Genomic DNA, 20,145 nt, shown 5'->3' on the forward strand with positions numbered 1-20,145 from the left:
TCGCTTTTTAATGCGGTACATAATAACAAAAGGCGGCATATGCCGCCTTTTTCTACTCAATGTGTTACTGTTGTGCAACCGTTACAGGTTTAGTTGCACCACGGTAATCAAACTCAAAACCAATACCTTGGTCTGTCACGTCCATCGTCATACCACCAACAAGCTCGCCTTGTAAGCTTTTGACAACATCATCCGGAACCGGCTCCCCAGTGATTGACGACGCACTCTCTAACACTTCCAAAATACGCTCTGAATCAAAATCAAAGCTGAACAAGCCATTTGGAGAAAGTGATTGCGCCATCACTTCTTTGCTTGCTTCCGCAGCACTATCACCACTGTAAAGGGTGAAATGGTTTTCGTTTAGACGAGCAAACACGTCCACCTTCATGCCAGTATGCATTTCTAATAGGTCACTGACATTAACAGGTTGGTTATCCGGTTGAATTTGCAATTGAGCAAGTTCAGGAACGAACATTTGCGCAGTTTGAATAAGCATCATTGGATCATTGGCAGAAAGAGACAACATACCATCTAGCTGGCTAAATACTTCACCATGCTGAGCATTAGTATCTACTTTGATATCAAACATTTGCAGGCTTAAGCCTTTGAGGCCGTTAACCATGCCTGACCCCATGCTTACAGCGGCTGCTGGATTCTGGCCGCCCATCTCTTGCTGCATTTGTGTCAATAAAGAGCATTGATATTGAGGCTGGGTCAAGTCAGCCCAAATCTGACCAATCGATGGCGCTAGCGTATTAATGTCTAAACCAAGCGCCATACTAAAGAAACTCTTATCACTTTTAGACTCTGCCAATACACCACGAATTGACTTGAGCGCATCTAGAATCACTTTATTGTTGGACTCAACAACAAAAGAACCTTTAATGAACGCCTGATCGCCTTTCATCTTGTATTCTGCAAACGCGACGGACTGAGGCCAGTTTTCTGCAACTTGAGTAAGCTCAGTATGGCAGGCTGGTGAACGCATTTCCTCAATAGTTGGTTCAGGATCTATTGCATCCAACGTGCTGATTTGACGAGCAAACATATTGCCATCTTTCGTCGTCAAACCTTTAATCACTTCGCGATGATCAAAGTAACCAAAAGAGTTGTTGTTTTCACCGTATTTGGCTTGCAACGCCTCAAGGCGTCCACTGTCAGCAATATTTTGACTTGGTGCTTCAAGCCCTAATGCCATTTTAATCGGGTTTTGAACGCCCAGTTGCGGAACATCAACCGTTAACGTAAGCACGTTATCAACCACGGCTACAACCAAGCCAATACCGTCCTGCGGGTCAATTGAATCAGTCATCTCGTAACGACGATACTCGACTTCACCAAGCTTAACCAACTCATGCTTAGCGCCGCTCATCTGCTCTTCATGATCCAGTGTTTTCCATAACGCGGCAGGGTCTTCAATATCCACTTTGTACACCGGTACCATACCAATTGTGTACAACACAGGATTAATGTTTTCCCCGGTGCCCAAATAAGCTTTTAATGTTTCTGGCGACGCAGCACTCTCTAGGTATCCATCGAATAAGTTAACTGCAAACTGCTGTTGTGGAGACAGTGGTTCATCGGCAAAAAGTTCTGCAATCGAGCCTTGATTCGCCGTACCGAATGCGTTCATGTATTTATAATGGTTAAAAGGTTCAGTCTGATACGTCACCATAAGTGAATCTGCAGGAACTTGCGTTAACAGTGAGCCTGCATCACTCGCGGTAGTATTGTTTTGGTACAGGTAGCCAGCGCCCCCTGCTGCTGCGACCACTGCTGTAGCCAATAGTAGTTTTTTCACGACCAACTCCGTTGTCATAGTTATGTGTTCCTAAACGAAATGTAACGCTTAGGTTTAAAGCCAATGAATAGTGCTTTATATCAACCGCTATCATAAACAAGTTATCGATGTAATGAATGTCGGTTTGATAAATTATCCAACATTTATAAGGCAAACCGTGAAGTAAGTTGAATTGCGTGCGGATGCTATTGGCAATATTCACAATCCAATTTCTCGGATAACCGCCTTAAAAATCATAATATTCAGTTAAATGAAGCGATTTGGAGTAATTACGACCAAAATCAGCAGAATATTAAATCTTTATTGAGTCTTTTATCTAATATCTGAAAACGCCTCACGACCTGACACTTCTTTCCAATTTGCCTCTGGCAGTCCCTACTCGTTTTCCTTACATTCCTACTAACTCAGTGACGAGACGTATACCAAATACGAGCAATAGAAGACGATGAAAGACCAGTTGACGATCTCTATATCAACTATCAATGGCTCAAGACATTGGTACTTCAGTAAAAGGATGCAACGCAACATAAAAACGTTTTTCGTTTTTTTTGTTGTTGCTCTGGCCGCGACCGTAATCTTAATTCATCACTTGTACACTCGCGTTGATAATGCAGCGTTAAAACAAGCTGAATTGACAGAGCATTCACGCACCATGGGTGAAGAGCTCAGCACACTGAAAACACTTAAATCAGAGCTAGAAAATGACCTTTCAGAACGGGAAGAACGGGTACAACTTGTTTCGGAACGTTTGGGTGAATTAGAGAAAGTGCTTGGGGTTGGAGAACATACCTCGACAAATAACTTGGATGCTAGGCTCGATGCAGCGGCGATAACCTCAAACGTTCGCATGGTGTTATTAAACCAAATACCAAGTGGCTCTCCAGTCGGCAACGTACGGCTATCTTCCGGATTCGGTAAGCGTATCCATCCGGTGACAAAAGTTGCCAAAATGCATCGTGGGCTCGATTTTGCCGTAAATATCGGTACCAAAATTTATGCCCCTGCCGATGGGGTAGTGGAAGTTACCCGCCGCAGTAATAAAGGCTCTGGTAACTTCCTCAGGCTACAACATTCTTTCGGTTTTTCGAGTTCTTATTCGCACTTGAAAGCGTTCAAAGTAAAAAGTGGTCAGTTCGTCAAAAAAGGGCAGCTGATTGCAATTTCCGGCAACAGTGGGCTCTCTTCTGGCCCTCACCTGCATTACGAGGTGCGATTTGTTGGGCGAGCACTGAATCCGAAACCATTTGTCGATTGGAGCCTTAATGATTTCGAAGACATTTTTACTAAGGAGCGAAGAATACGATGGGAATCTTTAATCAAAACAGTGGAACAACGAGTAGCTCAGCAGCTTCAACTCTCATCGCCAAAGGCTGTTCTCTTAGCGGAGAACTCAAAGTAGAAAACGATGTCCAGATTGATGGCATCGTCGATGGTCAAATTAACGTGGAAGGCACTCTCGTTGTCGCAGAAAGCGGGCGAGTAAACGGTGAAATCTACGCTAAACAGCTGATCATTAATGGCATGATGGACGGAAACTGTCACGCAGAACACATTCAAGTGCTTGCCAAGGGACGCGTAAGCGGTAGGATCTGGAGCAATAACCTCAGCATTGAACCTGGTGGCAAATTCTTTGGTGAAGCAGCCGAATTACCTGAAAAGGAAGTGGTAACGTTAAAGGGTAAGGCTCAAGACAGTGCGATCACAAAAGAAAATAACACCAACAATGAAAAGCGACTTTCGCGTAAATCAGCATAAAAGCTTTGATTAAAGTGCTTAAAAAAGACGGCTTTCACGCCGTCTTTTTTATTACTATTGCCACGATTTTCGTCAGAAACTACGTGATTATTCGGCCGGATTTAAAACCATTACCGAGCGTTTTGCTTGTGGACCAAAAGCTGATTTTGCATGCGCTTTCACTTCATCTAACGTCACACTCTTAGCCACTTTCTCAACGTCAAGCAACACATCGACGCCGTAATCATGCACCAAATAACGAGTATATGCCCATGATCTCTGTGCTGGGTTGTCATCCAATCCTTGCATCGCGACTGCCAGTTGTTTCGCGGCCGTATCCACTTCTTTTTGGGTAATATTTGACGCTAAACCATCAAACACTTTGCCCAGTTTACTCTCTAAAAGTGCCACGTCTTCGGGCTCAACTTGAGACTCCAAGAGCCAATCAGAGATGGGTTCGCGATCTTGTGTCATGGTGTAAATGCTCGGGCTGTAATCAAGGCTAGACTCTTCTCGCACAATATCCAAAACACGTGCATTACTAATACGTTGCAAAATATCTTCGATAACCGTGTCTCTTGCCGTACGTTGGTAATCGCTCGTATTAGTCAAACGCATTACATACAACGATGAAGGTTCATGCCCATCCGCAACCACAGTTCGCTCCGGCACTTCCGGGTTAAACGCAACGTGATAATCAATCGAACGACTCGGTTTCATTTCGATAGAGGCCACATACTTACGCAAAAGTGGTGTAATTTCTTCCGGCTCTACGTTTGCAACAATAACCATCTTAAAACCATCATTGGTTTTGAAAAGTTGCTCATGCACCGCTAGTATCTGCTCGGAAGTCACTTGTTCAACATCATCACTGGACACTATACGATGACGACTACCCGGCAAATAAGAATTGCCGTTTGCTTTTTGAATCAGTTTTCCCATCGGTGATTCAAAAAAAGCGCCGCTCTGCTGTTTAAACTCTTGCTTCGCTGCTTCCATCTGGCGCTCGTCGACTTTAATCTCCGTCGCTAGGTTGTATAGTCCATTCAAAGCATCAGTTAGGTGCGTATTTGGCGCCGTAATTTGAGCTCCGTGACTGGTCGCATCAAGCATCGCGCCAAGCGCAATGTTGTTTTTGCGTAAGTAGCTATCTAGCTCTGAACCAGAAAATGTCCCTAACCCACTGCGTATTGCCGTTGTTGCTGCGATTTCATAAGCGGCATACAACGTCGGATCAACAGCGGCTTTACCACCTTGGCTCGCATAGTAAATATACGCTCGACCACCCGCTTTAGTATCTTTTTGGAACCACACTTCGATACCGTTTGATAGCGTATAGACTTGAAAACCACCCGCTTCCTGACGCATGCTCGTGATGCTGCCTTCCTGGGTAGGCTTTAAGAATCCATCCACTTTGTCATACATCTCTAACGGTTTTTCGCCAGTTTGAAGATAGGCACTGTTTAGAGCGGCAAATACACCATTGAACTGTTCTGACGTTTCGCTTTTCCCCAAACCAATAAAAAAGCTTGGCTGCTGAGATAACAAAGCCGTCAATTGTGTGTTAATGCTCTCTAAATTCTCGTTGTTGATGAATTCTGCCAAACTCTGGGCATAATTCTCTTTTGATTGGCTGACACTGTCTTGTCCAATTTGAAAAACACGTGCTTCTGCGTAACTGTTTGGCTTACGCTGACTCCAATCTGAATCAATATTTGCAAGTTCACCTTGCCAATTTGACATAACGCTATCTAACTCGGATTGAGTCGCACCATAATCTCTTAACGACGCCAAGGTACGAATGAAAGTCTGGTGCATTTGTTCGCGGCGATCTGGTGCAAACGAAATCCCTGCCGACATCATACGCTGATAGTTAGAGTAATAGGGCTCTGCATAAGCGTATTGAAAAGGTTCAGCGGCATCACTGAGTACACGGATCAAACGCTGTTGAATGAGTTGTGTTGCGACTTCATCACGCCACACTTCATGTTGTTGCTCAATCGTCGCGCTGCCACTTAGACCACGCTCAATCACTAAATGAAGACTTGGTGATTCCATCGTGTTACTTGGCAAGATTCTGTTTTCGTTGTTCACTCGAATATCACGGCGCTTCTCTATTACCGTATCCGAGGTACTTTCCCAGTTCGAGAACTTGCTTTTGATAATCTTGGACAGTGAATCTACGTCGATATTACCAGTCACAATCAACTCGGCATTTTGTGGCTGGTACCACTTGTCGTAAAACGCCTTTAACTTACTCGAGGAAGCGTTTTGAATCGCTTCGCGAGTACCAATTGGGTCATGTTCACCATACATAGTGCCTTCAATCGAGGCTTGGTAAGCATGCATAGAAAAGGACTTATCATCTGGATTAGCACGTCGCCATTCCCCAAGAATCACCCCTTTTTCTTTCTCTACTTGCTCAGGAGCAAACTCAAGTCCGTTACCGATATCTCTCATCCACTTCAGGGCATCTTCTAGCTTCGTATTATTCGCAAGGTCAAGTTGGTAAGACGTTTGCTGATAACTGGTAAAAGCGTTGATATCAGCGCCAAAGCTACCACCAGATTGCTCAAAAAGTTTGACAACGTCGTTACCGGTAAAATGCTCACTACCATTAAACGCCATATGCTCAACAAAGTGAGCGTAACCCTTTTGAGAAGATGTTTCTTGGAATGAGCCGATATTCATCACCAAACGGACCGAGACTTCTTGGTCTTCTGTTGGATAGAGATGGTATTTCATACCGTTCGATAACTGGTCCACGTGCCAGTTGGCGTCAGGTTGAATCGGCGTCGACTGTTGTATCAGAGCACACCCTGACACTAATAACGCGGGGACTAACAATATACTGCGCATAACGATTGCCCATAACAATGATTAAGCTAATCAATATATATCCGGTGCTATAACCTTCACATTTTTAATGGATTATCAGACACGCAAATGTGATAAAGATCACCATTTATTGAAATCAATTCTCATTTACAAAAATCGACAAATCCTTACTTTACAAATACATAAATAATATCGTTCCAAATCCTTTTGCTTATTTGGTGTAAAACTCAAATTCGCGACATGGAGTCAGTATTTATTTTGAGCAATAAAATATAATTATTGAACAGATTCGAATCTGACTTTCTGCTGCATATTCAACAGCGCAGAGAGCACTGATGAGAATAAAAACACAACAACTATTATTCAAAGATCTATTATTCGCTTTATGTTCAAAAATCTATCATTAAAAAACAAACTGGCAATCTCTGCCAGTGCCGCCATCATTCTAGGGGGAGTGCTGGTAGAGGGGCTGTCTTTTCGAGATTCATTAAATAGGCTCGATGTCGAAGTCGCACAGCGACTAGAAAGCACTAGCGCATCTTACAATCAATACGTAAAGGACTGGCTACTCTCTAAAGAGCGCGCACTGACTTCACTCTCTTCTGATTCAGAGAAACGTTCTCTGGTTACACATTTGAAACAAGTCCGAGACTCTGGCGCGTTCGATAACGTTTTCCTCGCTTACCCGGACGGGTCACAAGACAACGCTAATGGGGTGGTTTTGCCACCAGGTAATAACGATCCTCGCAAGTGGGGCTGGTACACCAACGCCATTGCCAATCCATCGAAAGTCTTTATGGATAATCCGACCGTTGCTGCTGCAACTGGTGCGAATGTGGTGTCGCTCGGTAAAGCCCTGCAATTGCATGGTCAAACCGTCGTTCTGGGTGCTGACGTAGAGATCGGTGATATCCTGAACAGCCTCAACCAAGTGATCCTACCGGGTGAAGGTTATATGTTTATTGCCAATGAACAGGGCAATATTTTCACTCATAACAACGGTAAACTGCTGAATCAACCGGTTAGCAAGCTAGGCCTCAACAACAACGACATTACGTCAGCCGCACGTTCAGGTACAGAACGTCGCGTCTCTATTAACGGCATCGAATATGTGATTTACGCGCGCCACATAGAGGGTACCAAACTCACAACGGTCACAGTGTTAGATCAAAACTCGTTGGTTGCCCCACTTTACGATGCAGTTTGGGATCAAATCATCGCAACCACTATCGTCGTCGTTATCTGTGTGGCTTTGTTTAACCTGCTATGTAACATCTTGTTCCGTCCGCTCTACAATGTTTCGAATGCGCTTGCGCAAATCGCCAACGGTAGCGGCGATCTGACTCAACGCATCAAAGTAGAAAACCGTGACGAAGTTGGTGAACTGGCTGAAAACTTCAACCAGTTTGTTGAAAGTTTACAGCAGCTTATTGGTCATATTCGTCACCAAGCGGAAGAACTAAGCCAGCAATCAGAACTGAGCACGACTCGCGCGAATCAGTCGGTTTCTGATCTGAACCATCAGCAACAAGAAATCACTATGGTGGCGACCGCTGTGACCGAAATGGCATCGGCAACGCAAGAGATTGCCGCACATGCAGAGCAGACGGCTAAAGCCGCTCAAGACTCTTCAGCAAGCACACAAAATGGTCATGAGTTGGTGATCAACTCCAAATCGTCCATCAATAATTTGTCTTCTGAAGTCAACCAAGCGAGCGTTGTCATCGGTGAGCTCAACCAGCACGCGCAAGACATCTCAACCGTGCTATCAACGATTCGAGACATCGCAGAGCAAACCAACTTACTGGCTCTGAATGCGGCGATTGAAGCGGCGCGTGCAGGTGAACAAGGTCGCGGTTTTGCCGTTGTTGCAGACGAGGTTCGCGTGCTATCACAACGCACACACACCTCAACCGAAGAAATTCGCTCGACGATCGAGACCTTGCAGCAAACCACACAACGCGCTGTGACTATCATGGATACAAGCTCTCAGCTCGCGCAAGGTTCGGTGGAAGATGCTGATCGCGCAGCACTGGCTCTGGATGAAATCAACGCGGCCGTTGCGCTGATCAGCGATATGGCAACGCAAATTGCGACAGCCGCCGAAGAGCAAACGCACGTAACCAATGAAATCACGCAAAACGTCACGTCCATTAAAGATGTGACCGATCACTTGGTAGTTGGTGCCGAAGAATCGATGAATCAATCTGCTGAGCTGAAATCGCAAGCTGAGGATCTCAACTCGAAAGTGGCAACGTTTAAACTGGCTTAAACGCCACATTAAGGACGCTCTTAAAAACAACAAACCCCGCTAGCGACTTTGTTACTAGAGGGGTTTGTTTTTATGGATCGACGTTTTTATTGCAGATAGCTTTCGAAAGACGTAAACCTACACCGCCACACACATCGGCGTGCCTGAGATTGGGTCGTTAAATACTCTCGCTTGTAAATCAAACACCGATGCCAACATACCTTCTGTCAGTACCTCTTGCGGTGTTCCCTGCGTGACTAACTGACCTTTTTCCAACACCACCAAATGATCGCAGTAACGGCACGCTTGGTTTAGATCGTGCAGCACTACCACCACTGTTTTGCCTTTGTCGTTCATCTGCCTCATGAGTTTCATCAGCTCAACTTGGTGAGAGAGATCCAAGTAAGTGGTTGGCTCATCAAGCATCACTACGTCGGTATCTTGCGCCATTACCATCGCAATCCACGCCCTTTGTCTTTGGCCACCAGACAACGATTCAACTGGCTTGTCAGCAAACTCAATCACGCCAGTATCTTGCATTGCTTGCTCGACCAAGGCTTTGTCTTGTTGACTTAACCTGCCCCAATGAGAGAGATAAGGCGAGCGGCCATATTCGACCAGTTTTCTGACGGTAATACCTTCAGGACTGACAAGAATCTGCGGCAGCAAAGACAACGAACGCGCCAAGCGTTTATCACCGTAGCTGCTTAGTGGTTTGTCGTCATACAACACTTGGCCAGAAGCAGGTTTATTGATGCGTACCAAGGTTTTTAATAGTGTCGATTTACCGCAACCATTTGGACCAACTAGTGCGGTAATTTTACCTTGAGGAATCGACAAAGAGAGATCTGGAATGATGGTCTGTTTGCCGTACGCGACGGATAAGTTCTGCGTTCGTAACATGCTTACCAACCTCTGTAACGATACAAAAGAAAAATGAAATATGGTGCGCCAATAACAGATGTTAGCACTCCCGCTGGTAGCTCAATTGGCGGCTGTAAGCCTCTCGCTAAACCATCGGCGCAAATCACCAACAAAGCGCCAAGGGTTGCAGCGGCTGGAATCAACAACTTGTGGTTGTGGCCAAACAGCAAACGCGCAAGATGCGGCGCAAGCAGGCCAACAAAGCTGATCGTGCCTGCCACAGACACACTGATGCTCGCCAATAGCACGGCAGCAATCAGCGCAAGAATTTGGATCTGTCTTGGTTTCGTGCCAAGCGTAGTAGCGCTTTCTTCTCCCAGTCCCATAACATCTAGCCGCCAAGCCAGCCAAAACGCCAATGGCAGTAGCAGCAATAGAGCACTCCAAATAAACGGCACTTGTTGCCAATTTCGTCCCCACAAACTGCCGGTTAGCCATACCATCGCCGTGTTGATTTCGATAGGGTGCACAATCAGAAGAAAATCGATACCGCTGGCTAAAAATGCGCTGACAGCAACACCAATCAGCGCCAAACGTGCTGGTGTTGGTTTCGACCAGTAAGCCAGCACAGCAATAAAGCCAGCAGCAAGCAAGCCTCCCGCCATAGCGACCATCGGCAACATTGCCACTGGCGCATTCGGATACAGCACCAAACAAGCGGTAGCCGCCAGTCCTGCTCCGGCGCTTATCCCCATTAAATCTGGTGAGGCAAGTGGGTTACGGATGACGCCTTGAACTAAAACGCCTGACAGCCCCAACCCAGCGCCCACGCCAATGGCGAGCAACATTCTCGGTAATCGATATTGGTGAATCACAAAGTCCGAGTCAGAGAAAGAAAACAGTAATGCAAAAACCTGTTGAGCCGACATGTTCGCCTCGCCAACAAACAGCGTGAGAGAAGACGCAATCAGCAACAATCCAACTAATGCAAACAGTTTGGTTTGATTCATCATGATGATTTCCTCATTGCAATCGCGATAAAGCAAGGTGTGCCCAACAGCGCGGTAATCACGCCCACTGGCGTTTCAGCCGGAAAGGCAATCGATCGTGATAAAGCATCTGACCACGTCACCAATGCCGCGCCACACAAAGCGGAAACCGGAATGAGAATGTGATAGTTGTGACCAACAATCGGGCGTACCAAGTGCGGCACTAACAACCCGACAAAGCCAATTGGCCCAGCAATCGCCACGCTAGTACCCGCCAACAGCACAACCGCTAAACCACTGATTAATCGCGTAAGACGAATGTTACCACCTAGCCCAACAGCAACTTCGTCCCCCAACGCGAGTAAATTTAAGTTTCGCGCTAAGCCCATGGCGAGCACCAAACCTAAGGTCACAAAAGGCCACAGTTGCTGCCACTGCTCAGAATCTACGGCAGAGAGTGAACCCGTTAACCAATGCAACACGCTGTAAGCCATGTCATCCGCCAAAATTACCGACGCACGAGTTAACCCTATCAGCAGTGCACTGATGGCAATGCCCGCTAGCACTAAACGCAATGGGTGAGAACGCGCGGAGAAAAAACCACCCAACAACATGACCGCACCACCACTTAGTAGCGCGCCGAGTACTGCGTTGATGATTGGGTTCAATTGACTAAAGAATGGTACGCCGATGGACGCCAAGGCCATAAAACAAGCCGCACCAGCATTAATGCCGAGAATGGATGGCGACGCCAAAGGGTTACGAGTCAATCCTTGCATCAGCACTCCAGATACCGCAAGCGAAGCGCCAATTAGTAACCCAGCATAGGTACGAGGCGCACGCAGCGTCTCGAGGATTTGATGCAGCATATTGCCCTCATCAAACGCAAACCAATAGCTTGTCAGATCATTAACGCTCAAAGAAAAGTTGGACCAGCCAATCATTGAGGCTGCATAGCCTGAGAGCGTACACAACGCCATAGCACAGACAAACAAGCTCGCTTTCCAATGCGATTTGCTAACCGAAGACGCGCTTTCCGAGCTTATCGCCGCACTCATGAGCGCTCCAATAACGCTTCAAGATTGCGGGCAATTTCTTCCGCAGCCAACATGCCGCGATTTAACGACCACAGTTCAGGAGAAACCTCAACAAGTTGCTGTTTTTTTGCAGCAGTTAGCAACTTAAACAATGGATTTTTGCGCCACTCATCCACAATATTTGGTTGAGAGTAAAGTCCAACTAACAACCAATCAGGGTTGGTTTTTAGTAAAAGTTCGAAACTGGTTGGGATATACGCTTTTTGCTCAGATGGAGCCAGCGGGCTTTGGATGCCTAGCGTACTCAAAACGCCACCAGCGTAAGAAACCGGGCTATGCAGCCACATCCCTTTGTCAGAAACCACACCAAACTGAATGGTTTCTTGTGTTGCAAAATGCTGTTTGAACTCCGCCATGGTCTGTTTGTGCTGCTCAATTCGTTGTGTCATTTTCGCTTGTTTGCCAATTGCCACGCCGATTTTGTGTGCGGATTCGAGATTTTCTTGATATGTCTCACCACGGCTTTTTAACAGCAAAGTTGGCGCAATTCGCTGCAAATCTTGATAAATCGCGCGATGACGTTCTGCATCAGCAATGATCAAATCCGGCTTGAGCACCGCAATCGCCTCTAAACTCGGTTGCGAGCGCATGCCGACCGATTGCCAAGGCTCAACCTTGGCACGAACAGCAGGAATGACTCGTGTGGCATCGTTGTCATCGGCGACGCCTACCGGTGAGACATCGACTGCCGCTAATGCATCGACAAACGAAAATTCTAAAACCACAATACGTTGAGGTATCGCTTCTAGCTCAAAAGTGCCTTGCTCATCTTGCACGCTGCGCGCCTGAGAAAATGCGCTAAATGACATCAAAGCTGAGCTCAGTAGCATCAGCAAAACGGTTGAAAAGTGTTTGATCGTAAATTGTTTTTTATTTTTCATCTTGCTTTTTTCCAGTGCTAAGAGTTTTCCAGTATCTAAGATCGGCAAAGTCGCCAAGGTAAATTGGCGACTTTTCTTTTCAAACTCGGTGAACGAAACGCTTAAAACTGATAGTTCAGATCCAGTGTGTAAGAGCGTCCCGGAGCTGGGTACCGACCAACTGGGCTTGTATCAATCCCGCGGAAGTAATACTCCTCGTCAAACAAGTTGTTCACCGCAACATTCATGCGTAACTTGCCTTTGTCGTCTTTGTATAAATCCGTCCCCAAGTTGAAGTTCCACACCATGTAAGATGGTACTTTACCCGTTGCGCCAGTTGCATCTTCGGCACTGGTGTTGGCGTTATCGGTATACGAATCACTAAAGTAGAAGCCCGATAGCGTGGTGTCCATGCCGTAAAATGCGTAGGTTGCATCCCAACCAAGCTGATGCTTAGAGGTGTAAGGCAGTTGATTACCTTTATTCGCGCCTTCTTCTTCAAGCGTAGCGTCTAGATAGTTGTAGCTTGCGCCTAAACTCAGTGCAGGTAGTGCTTCAGGCACGTAACGAGCAGAAAGCTCTATGCCTTGGTGAAGTGTTTTTCCGATGTTATCGAAGGTCTGCGTTGAGCTTTGCCATTGCAATTGATCTTCAAAGTCGATGCGATAAAGTGCAGCGTTAAAGCTGGTCGCATCTTGGGTGTAACGCGCGCCGACTTCGTAGTTCCAAGCCAGTTCGCTACCTTCTTCACCCAAACCTCGGATGTAGGCAATTTGTGGCGCACGAAGTGATTTTTGCGCGTTCGCATACGTCACCCACTGGTCAGTTAAGTTGTATGCCACCGTCAAACCTGGCAACCATTCCGTCACGGTGTTGTCTGCCGTTTGTTTTTTACCACGATCGGTAAACGTCATTCGAACCGACTCAACACGCAACCCAGGCGTTACCTTCAATGTATCATTGAACAAACCAATTTCGTTGCTAACGTATCCAGCAAACGCGTCCGTATCTAGATGCCAATCACGCGGAACGCTGGTTGCACCACCGGCGATTGGAGTCTGAGTGAGTTTGTAGTCAATGTCTTCATTAACATAACGGGTACCCACGATCCAGTTTTGAGTAACGGATTTACCTTCGCCAAAGTACATCGCCATTTTTGGCTCTATACCATACACGGTAAATTCACGTGGAGAGGTACGAACGTCCGTCGCTGGCAGAGCCGGATCCGCCCAATGGCCACCCGCGCTGTTAAAGCCCCACTTGAAAAGACGCTCTGACTTATGGCCAAACGTTAGCACTTCTAGCTCGGCACTGTCGGCAAATGGCAAATCGTGGATGTACTTAACACTCCAGCGCGTCGACTTACCTTCATAATCATCGTAAGGACGTTTCGATTGGTGACGATCTTGCTCGTAATCTTGTGGCGAAAGTGCGCCCGGCATTTGCGTTTCAGCATCGTAACGTTGCAGGAATGCTTGAATCTCTTGAGTGTCACTCAGTAGCCACTGTGCTTTGGCTTGGAAGTTCTTCACGTCCGTATCGGAATGTTCACGGAAGCTTTCACCTTTTAGGAAGTTACCTTCCAACTGTAGTGCAAATGTGTCGCTTAACCAGCCGCCCGTGCGTAGGTAAAAATCATTCAGCGGCGCATCACCGCCATCAAACACGGTAAGGCGGTTACTGATTTCAGTTTGCCACGTGTGTGGAATCGGTTTGGTCACTAAGTTGATCACACCACCGACGTTGTTTGGGCCGTACTGTACTGCGGCACCACCGCGTACAATGTCAATACGATCAAGCATCGACAGTGTTGCTGGGAAGATAGACTGACCAGTGTGACCATATGGCGCAAGTGTTAGCGGTACACCATCCATCAAGAACTGAGCATGACCACTACGGCTTGCTTTCAAACCACGTACGGAAATGTTAGGCAATACGCCCGTTCCGCTTTCATCCTGAACTTTAATACCCGGCACGCGCTGCAGCGCGTTATCAATCGAACCTGCGGCGGTTTTCTCAATTTGATCACGGGTAATGACGGTACGAGCACCAGGGTACTCTTTGACGTCTTCAATTTCAGAGTTACCAATCACACTACCAGTGACAACGACAGTTTCCATCGCGGTAGTTTGTTCTTTTTTAGCAGGAGCGGCAACCGCGCTCATGGATGTGGCAGAAGCGATTGCAATCGCAAGCACACTGTAAGTGGTAGACAAACCAGCACGTACACGCACTTTACCATCCAAATTCTGGTAAGACATTAAGATCTCCTTTGCGAGAAATTGAGCCTCGGGCAGAATACATCCCGTAGGCTCTCGGGGCTAAACATCCTCAATATGAGGAAAAAATCGGCTAACAGGCGCTAACTACGCACAAAAAACCTAGAACTGATATCCGTAGCTGAGCATGAACTCGGCTGGTGCGCCGTAGCCAATCTGGTTTAAGCCAGACGTGCCGTTTGTTGCGCCAAGAATGTATTTCTCATCCAAAATGTTGTAAGCGTTCGCTTGGATTTTGTGACGACCAGTGGTGTACGCCGCCATCATATCCACCGTTGTGTAATCGCCAAGTGCGACGGCTTCGTCGTTACCTGCGTAACGGTCGCCCACGTACTTCACCCCACCGCCTAAACGCCAGTTGTCATCCAATTGGTAAGTGCTCCAAAGAGAGAACAAGTGGTCTGATACATCGTTAGGCTTTTTGCCTGTGGCTTTGTCTTCCGCATCTAAGTAGCTGTAACCAACAGAGATGTCCCACTGTTTGGTGATTTGGCCGCGAGCCTCTAATTCAATGCCTTGGTGACGCACTTCAATTTTATCGATCACATCGCCGTCCACGTTAGTTTGTGGTTGCTCTTGATCAATCTGGAACAGTGCCGCATTCAACATTAATGCGTTATCCAAAAGGTACGCTTTCGCACCCACCTCTTTTAAGTCGGTGTGGAAGAATTCCGCCAATTTTGGATTGATGTAGATACCAGCGTACGGTAACTGCCAAGAGCGCGCTAAACTGGCGTATACGGATGTGTCGGAATTGATGCGGTATACCAAACCAGCACGGTAGCTGACTTTGTCATCATCCAATTTTTCCTTATCTGAGCCCGCTTTTTGTTGTTCGAGTTCCATCGAGTCGTAACGCACGTTACCGATCAAAGAAAGGTCACCCCACGTATAGACGTCTTGCACATACAAACCTGTCGTGGTGGTGGTATTGTCACGAAATGGCTTAAAGCCCGGATCAGGCGTTGGACCAACGACTGGGTCGTAGATATTTTGCGGAGGAAGCGTTTTGTCACTTGCCAACGTTAGGTCGATATCGATCTGGTTGAAATCTGCACCCACCATCAATTGATTGTCCCTGGTTTCCCAAACCAACTCAGATTGTAAAGTGGTCGTAGTACGTGGATCGTAACCAAAGTTGTTAACGGTTTGAGACACTTCATTACCCGTCACTTTGCCCTGACGCGTGCCTTTTTGCTCAAGTTCGATATGGTTGAACGCCGCTCGGTTGTTCCATACCCATTGATCATTCAGACGCCATTCGTAATCCACCGCAATACGGAGACTGTCTGACTCCTGATAGTCGTTTGTGCCGCCAAAGTAAGTGCTTACTGGCAAATCAACTGGCTTGCCATTTTTTGATGGCACACCACGATACGGCACTAGTTCTTGATGGGCGTATTCCACGTCAATATCAATGGTGTGACCTTCCGCTGGTAACACACGAATGGTCGGTGCAATGAAGAAATCGTTTGAATCAACATGATCAACGTACGAGTCGGCTTGACGGTATTCCAAGTTAATACGCCCGTTGACCTTATCTGTAAACGCCATTGAGCTGTCGACCTGACCAACATACTGGTTGTTGCTGCCTACACTACCGTTTACGTGAGTAAAATTCTCACCGTTAGCGCGTTTCGTCACCAAGTTGATGATGCCCCCAGCCGAACCACGGCCATACAAAGATCCCGCAGGGCCTTTCACAATTTCAACGCGTTCAACGTTCGCTAAGCTACGGTAAGACTGCAACGTACCGTCATCTCGCAAGCCATCACGGTACATATCGTTGAGTGAATCAAAACCACGGATCATGAACTGATCGCGGCTGCCTTCGCCCAAGGTGTTATTGACCCCGGCTACCCCATCTAGCGCATCCACTAAACGCACCGCGCCTCGGTCTTGCATTTCTGTTTTCGTTACTACGGATACCGCTTGTGGCACATCAAGCCATTCCACATCGGTTTTGGTGCCTGATTGAGGCATGTGTTCAGCATAACCTTCGTACTGATGACCGAAGACTTGAATCGTTTCAGTTGCTGATGGGGTTGAGTTCGTCTCTTCTGAAGCCACTGCGCTTGGTGCTACTAATGAAGAACCAATCGCGACCGCCAAGGGGGTCAGGGTCAATAATTTATTCATTCCATAATTCCGTTTAGTTGTTATAAAGCCAACGGATGGAAATAAGAACAAATATTATTTCTATTTGCAATATTAATTTTATGCTCTATATTTATTTACCCTAAAAACACAACTAACAACAAAAAAAACCAAATATCATAACAATAAATACTAAAACTTCTGCCCTCCGTCTCGAGAGAGGCACATTGGAAGACGACCGTGAGCGACTTTATCAACGTTAGAAGAAAATGTTAGAAAATTAGGAAAGCTCATGAAATCTACGATGATTATCGTAAGTCATGTCGTTAACGATGCAGTCACTCACGGCTTTGTGCCTGCAGCTAAAGCGATGGACCTTCACGTCGTTCTTATCACCGACCATAAGCTCAGCCATTTAGAGTTGGCGAGTCATGATAGTCACTTTAATCCGGATACCATTCTAGAATGTGATGTCTTCAACCCATTAGAACTCATCGAAACCATCACGGAGCATGAATTAAAGCCAGACGCTATTTTCAGCAATAGTGATCACTTACAAACTTCCACCGCCATCTGCGCGCAATTTTTTGGCCTCCCATCCAAAGATTGGTCTGTCACGTTAAAGGCCAAAAACAAACACTTAACTCGACAAGTGTTAAATGAAAAATCCTTACCCAACACACAAAGCTGTTTGCTGCATCGCCATTCGAATGTGGCATTAGGCATGGCCTTCCCTGTCGTAGCAAAACCCAAAGAAGGCGTGGCAAGTTTAGATGTACAGCGCTGTGACTCCCAAAGCGAGCTCGATGCTTACTGCGAGGCGTTTTGGCAAAAGCACCCAAACGCCGCCATTCTGGTGGAGCAGTTTCTTCAAGGACCGTTGGTTACGCTCGAAACTTTAGGAGACGGTAACCAACTTATCGCCGTGGGCGGTTTTGATGTGTCGCTCTCTGAGCCGCCTTACTTTATCGAAACCGCCGCAGACTGGAACGGACCAAACGGCATTGCTCACCGAGAAGCTTGCTTGGCTCAACTTAAAGCGTTCGGCGTTGGTTTTGGAGTTTGCCACAGCGAATTTATCATTACGGAAAATGGCCCGGTTCTGGTGGAAATTAACTACCGCAGTATTGGAGATGGCCGCGAATTCTTGCTCAACAATCTCGCTCACTTCGGTTGGTTTAGCACAATTTTGGGTCTGCATTTGGGCCGAAGATTGGCCGGCGATTACCAAATTCATGGGTCAGCGCACGTGCACTATGTGGTTGCGGAGCACAGTGGTGTGATTGATGGAGATTCGACCTCCTTCATCCAACACGATGGCGATGTCATCACCCAGCAACAGGTACTAAAAACCGCGGGAGAACTCTTCCAACAGAGTTATTCCAACAAGGATTATCTCGCCCGAATTTCGATTGTCTCACCATCAGGACGAAACCTCGACCAAGCGCTGCAGAACGCGCTTAGCAATTTCAATCTAGCTCCGACTCGCGAGGTGGCAGCATGAATCACAACGCTTTATACCTAACCCAACGATTGATCGATACTTGCCTGCGCGAAGACATGTTTGGCATTTTATCGAAGGCCAAGTTCAGTAGCGCCGCACCCAAAGGGGTAATTGTTCCTCAAAGCGAGCAAGTCTGGCTGACCTTTGATAATCAGGATTTCACGCTCTATTTACCTGTTGTGCCAACGTATTACATGCAGCATTGGTGCTACGGCCAAGCCAATGGCGAAGCGCCGCTAGGTTGGTGGGTGGAGAAAAATGGCCAAGTCGAGCATCAGCAGCATTATCAAGAGTGGATTGCGCTACTAACGACACTGGCGCATGAGAGCTCTCACGAATTGTTGGCGGGGTATCTTCAAGAACTGGAATGTGCAGAGAAACACAAAGCACTGTGTGACCAAGCGTTTCGTCACCACACCGACCACATTTCTCAACCAATATCCAAGCTTGGCTCTTGGCATCAAAAACTGCTGCTTGCCGACCAGATCGCTTCTTACCTTGACCACCCGTACTATCCAACTGCGCGTGCGAAGTTTGGTCTGAGCGATGAAGACCTTGCTAAGTACGCGCCCGAGTTCGCACAAAGCTTTGCTCTGCATTGGATTGCGATTGAAAAATCACTGGTGACATTAACCAGCGAACAACCTGATTGCTGGCCGACGATGGAGCAAGTGGGGCTTCCTGCTGATTTTGCACTGAGCCACGTACTGTTCCCTGCGCATCCGCTCACCCTTCGCTCTTTAGAAGCCTTACCCGAAGGTGTGATAGAAGCGCCTTTAACGTATCTAGACGTGACGCCGACGCTTTCCGTTCGTACTGTGGTCGTCAACGAGGCACCGCACATTCACATCAAGGTTCCGCTGATCATGCGATCGCTAGGCACGAGAAATATTCGCTTAATCAAGCCTTCAACACTGTATGACGGCCACTGGTTTGAACGCCTACTCAGCCACCTTGAACAAACGGACGCCGATTTAAACAGTCGCTTGTTCCATTGCAACGAAAAACACGGTGGACACATCGGCGAGGATAAAACCTTCGCGTACATCGTACGTGAGTACCCACTTACTCATTGCGAAGACAAAGCGTTAGTTCCGGTTGCAGCACTAGCAAGCCCAATGCCTGACGACCGCTTGTTCTTAGAACATTTGGCAGAACATTACTATCAACAAGATACGCTGGCGTGGTTCCAAGATTACGTCGATCTATTATGCCAAGTGCACCTCACCTTGTGGCTTCGTTATGGCATCGCATTGGAGTCCAACCAGCAAAACGCCATCATTGCATTTGATCAACAGGGCAAAATGACGCTCGCGATGAAAGACAACGACGCGGCGCGAATTTGGCCAGAGCGCTTCCACTTTGCAACAGAGCATGCAGCCCAAAAACACGGCGCAGGAACAATTCCAGTGGATTGCGATGAACTGCTCGACCAACGCATCAAAGTCGACAATGAATTGGCGCTCGGTCAGATGTTTACCACCATCACACTGCAACTGGATATCGCAGCGATTGTAGAATCTATGGCAGCGAAGGGCATTGCCTCTTCAGCATCGCTTTACGCCATCGTGGCCAAAAGCATTGCAGAGCAACTCAACCGATTAGAAGGCGAAGGGTTAGAGACAAAACTGGCACGCGAGTTACTGCAAGAGGCGCCTGATTTGTACGCCAAGTACTTGTTGAGCTCTGGCAGTTTGCTCTCGAAAGAAGCCTCCGGCGCGAGTGACATCAATAAGTTCTATGGTTTGTCGGCTCCGAACTTCTTGCTGCTTTCTAACGAAGAAGCGCAACGCGCCTACTTAGAAGCCATCAAAAAAAGCGTACGTTAAAC

Annotated in this window: 13 protein-coding genes; 5 read left to right on the forward strand and 8 right to left on the reverse strand. The window is 47.0% G+C overall.

Features of this window, described 5'->3' with window-relative positions:
- Positions 1 to 64: 64 nt before the first annotated feature.
- A complete protein-coding gene (locus R7044_RS12465; RefSeq protein WP_017634495.1) occupies positions 65 to 1,819 on the reverse strand; it encodes a hypothetical protein in 1,755 nt (584 codons plus the stop codon).
- Positions 1,820 to 2,246: 427 nt separating this feature from the next.
- Between R7044_RS12465 and R7044_RS12470 the strand changes: the two genes are divergently transcribed.
- Complete coding sequence (locus tag R7044_RS12470) at positions 2,247 to 3,200, forward strand: M23 family metallopeptidase (RefSeq protein ID WP_005374721.1); 954 nt, start codon at positions 2,247 to 2,249, stop codon at positions 3,198 to 3,200.
- Entirely contained in the window at positions 3,104 to 3,556 is a 453-nt protein-coding gene (locus tag R7044_RS12475) for a bactofilin family protein (RefSeq protein ID WP_080276973.1), read from the forward strand. The genes R7044_RS12470 and R7044_RS12475 overlap by 97 nt, the downstream gene beginning before the upstream one ends.
- 87 nt (positions 3,557 to 3,643) lie before the next feature.
- Here R7044_RS12475 and R7044_RS12480 read toward each other — a convergent pair whose 3' ends face one another.
- Positions 3,644 to 6,394 (reverse strand): M16 family metallopeptidase, encoded by a 2,751-nt coding sequence (locus R7044_RS12480; protein WP_033906636.1) that lies wholly within the window; start codon positions 6,392 to 6,394, stop codon positions 3,644 to 3,646.
- Positions 6,395 to 6,758: 364 nt separating this feature from the next.
- On the opposite strand from R7044_RS12480, the gene R7044_RS12485 reads away from it, so the two are divergent.
- Positions 6,759 to 8,645, forward strand: a complete 1,887-nt coding sequence (locus R7044_RS12485) for a methyl-accepting chemotaxis protein (protein ID WP_005383451.1) — start codon at positions 6,759 to 6,761, stop codon at positions 8,643 to 8,645.
- 117 nt (positions 8,646 to 8,762) lie between these two features.
- On the opposite strand, the gene fecE is transcribed toward R7044_RS12485, so the two are convergent.
- The 6 genes from fecE to R7044_RS12515 all read right to left on the reverse strand — a co-directional run bounded on the left by fecE (position 8,763) and on the right by R7044_RS12515 (position 16,852).
- Entirely contained in the window at positions 8,763 to 9,527 is a 765-nt protein-coding gene (fecE, locus tag R7044_RS12490) for a Fe(3+) dicitrate ABC transporter ATP-binding protein FecE (RefSeq protein ID WP_005374717.1), read from the reverse strand.
- A 2-nt stretch (positions 9,528 to 9,529) separates the two neighbouring features.
- On the reverse strand, positions 9,530 to 10,501 hold the full coding sequence (locus R7044_RS12495) for a FecCD family ABC transporter permease (protein ID WP_033906635.1): 972 nt from the start codon (positions 10,499 to 10,501) through the stop codon (positions 9,530 to 9,532).
- Positions 10,498 to 11,457 (reverse strand): FecCD family ABC transporter permease, encoded by a 960-nt coding sequence (locus R7044_RS12500; RefSeq protein WP_375792656.1) that lies wholly within the window; start codon positions 11,455 to 11,457, stop codon positions 10,498 to 10,500. Before R7044_RS12500 ends, R7044_RS12495 begins: the two co-directional genes overlap by 4 nt.
- Positions 11,458 to 11,531: 74 nt before the next feature.
- Positions 11,532 to 12,455, reverse strand: a complete 924-nt coding sequence (locus tag R7044_RS12505) for a Fe(3+) dicitrate ABC transporter substrate-binding protein FecB (RefSeq protein WP_033906853.1) — start codon at positions 12,453 to 12,455, stop codon at positions 11,532 to 11,534.
- 101 nt (positions 12,456 to 12,556) lie between these two features.
- The gene (pvuA, locus tag R7044_RS12510; protein ID WP_074190320.1) at positions 12,557 to 14,695 is read right to left on the reverse strand and encodes a TonB-dependent siderophore vibrioferrin receptor PvuA; all 2,139 of its coding nucleotides are present in this window, start codon (positions 14,693 to 14,695) and stop codon (positions 12,557 to 12,559) included.
- Positions 14,696 to 14,815: 120 nt separating this feature from the next.
- Positions 14,816 to 16,852: a TonB-dependent receptor gene (locus R7044_RS12515; RefSeq protein ID WP_225455611.1), complete on the reverse strand. Its 2,037-nt coding sequence runs from the start codon at positions 16,850 to 16,852 to the stop codon at positions 14,816 to 14,818.
- Positions 16,853 to 17,102: 250 nt separating this feature from the next.
- Here R7044_RS12515 and R7044_RS12520 point away from each other — a divergent pair, with 250 nt between their 5' ends.
- Complete coding sequence (locus R7044_RS12520; RefSeq protein ID WP_054575389.1) at positions 17,103 to 18,314, forward strand: ATP-grasp domain-containing protein; 1,212 nt, start codon at positions 17,103 to 17,105, stop codon at positions 18,312 to 18,314.
- Positions 18,311 to 20,143 carry an IucA/IucC family protein gene (locus tag R7044_RS12525; RefSeq protein WP_225455612.1) on the forward strand — a complete coding sequence of 611 codons (1,833 nt, stop codon included), beginning with the start codon at positions 18,311 to 18,313 and terminating at the stop codon, positions 20,141 to 20,143. Before R7044_RS12520 ends, R7044_RS12525 begins: the two co-directional genes overlap by 4 nt.
- Positions 20,144 to 20,145: the final 2 nt, after the last annotated feature.

Source organism: Vibrio sp. 1402, from assembly GCF_033340275.1.

Coding starts and splice junctions, on each gene's coding strand:
- R7044_RS12465 (WP_017634495.1), bottom strand. CDS start 1,819: ATGACAACGGAGTTGGTCGTGAAAAAACTACTATTGGCTACAGCAGTG.
- R7044_RS12470 (WP_005374721.1), top strand. CDS start 2,247: ATGAAAGACCAGTTGACGATCTCTATATCAACTATCAATGGCTCAAGA.
- R7044_RS12475 (WP_080276973.1), top strand. CDS start 3,104: ATGGGAATCTTTAATCAAAACAGTGGAACAACGAGTAGCTCAGCAGCT.
- R7044_RS12480 (WP_033906636.1), bottom strand. CDS start 6,394: ATGCGCAGTATATTGTTAGTCCCCGCGTTATTAGTGTCAGGGTGTGCT.
- R7044_RS12485 (WP_005383451.1), top strand. CDS start 6,759: ATGTTCAAAAATCTATCATTAAAAAACAAACTGGCAATCTCTGCCAGT.
- fecE (WP_005374717.1), bottom strand. CDS start 9,527: ATGTTACGAACGCAGAACTTATCCGTCGCGTACGGCAAACAGACCATC.
- R7044_RS12495 (WP_033906635.1), bottom strand. CDS start 10,501: ATGATGAATCAAACCAAACTGTTTGCATTAGTTGGATTGTTGCTGATT.
- R7044_RS12500 (WP_375792656.1), bottom strand. CDS start 11,457: ATGGCGTTGTGTACGCTCTCAGGCTATGCAGCCTCAATGATTGGCTGG.
- R7044_RS12505 (WP_033906853.1), bottom strand. CDS start 12,455: ATGAAAAATAAAAAACAATTTACGATCAAACACTTTTCAACCGTTTTG.
- pvuA (WP_074190320.1), bottom strand. CDS start 14,695: ATGTCTTACCAGAATTTGGATGGTAAAGTGCGTGTACGTGCTGGTTTG.
- R7044_RS12515 (WP_225455611.1), bottom strand. CDS start 16,852: ATGAATAAATTATTGACCCTGACCCCCTTGGCGGTCGCGATTGGTTCT.
- R7044_RS12520 (WP_054575389.1), top strand. CDS start 17,103: ATGAAATCTACGATGATTATCGTAAGTCATGTCGTTAACGATGCAGTC.
- R7044_RS12525 (WP_225455612.1), top strand. CDS start 18,311: ATGAATCACAACGCTTTATACCTAACCCAACGATTGATCGATACTTGC.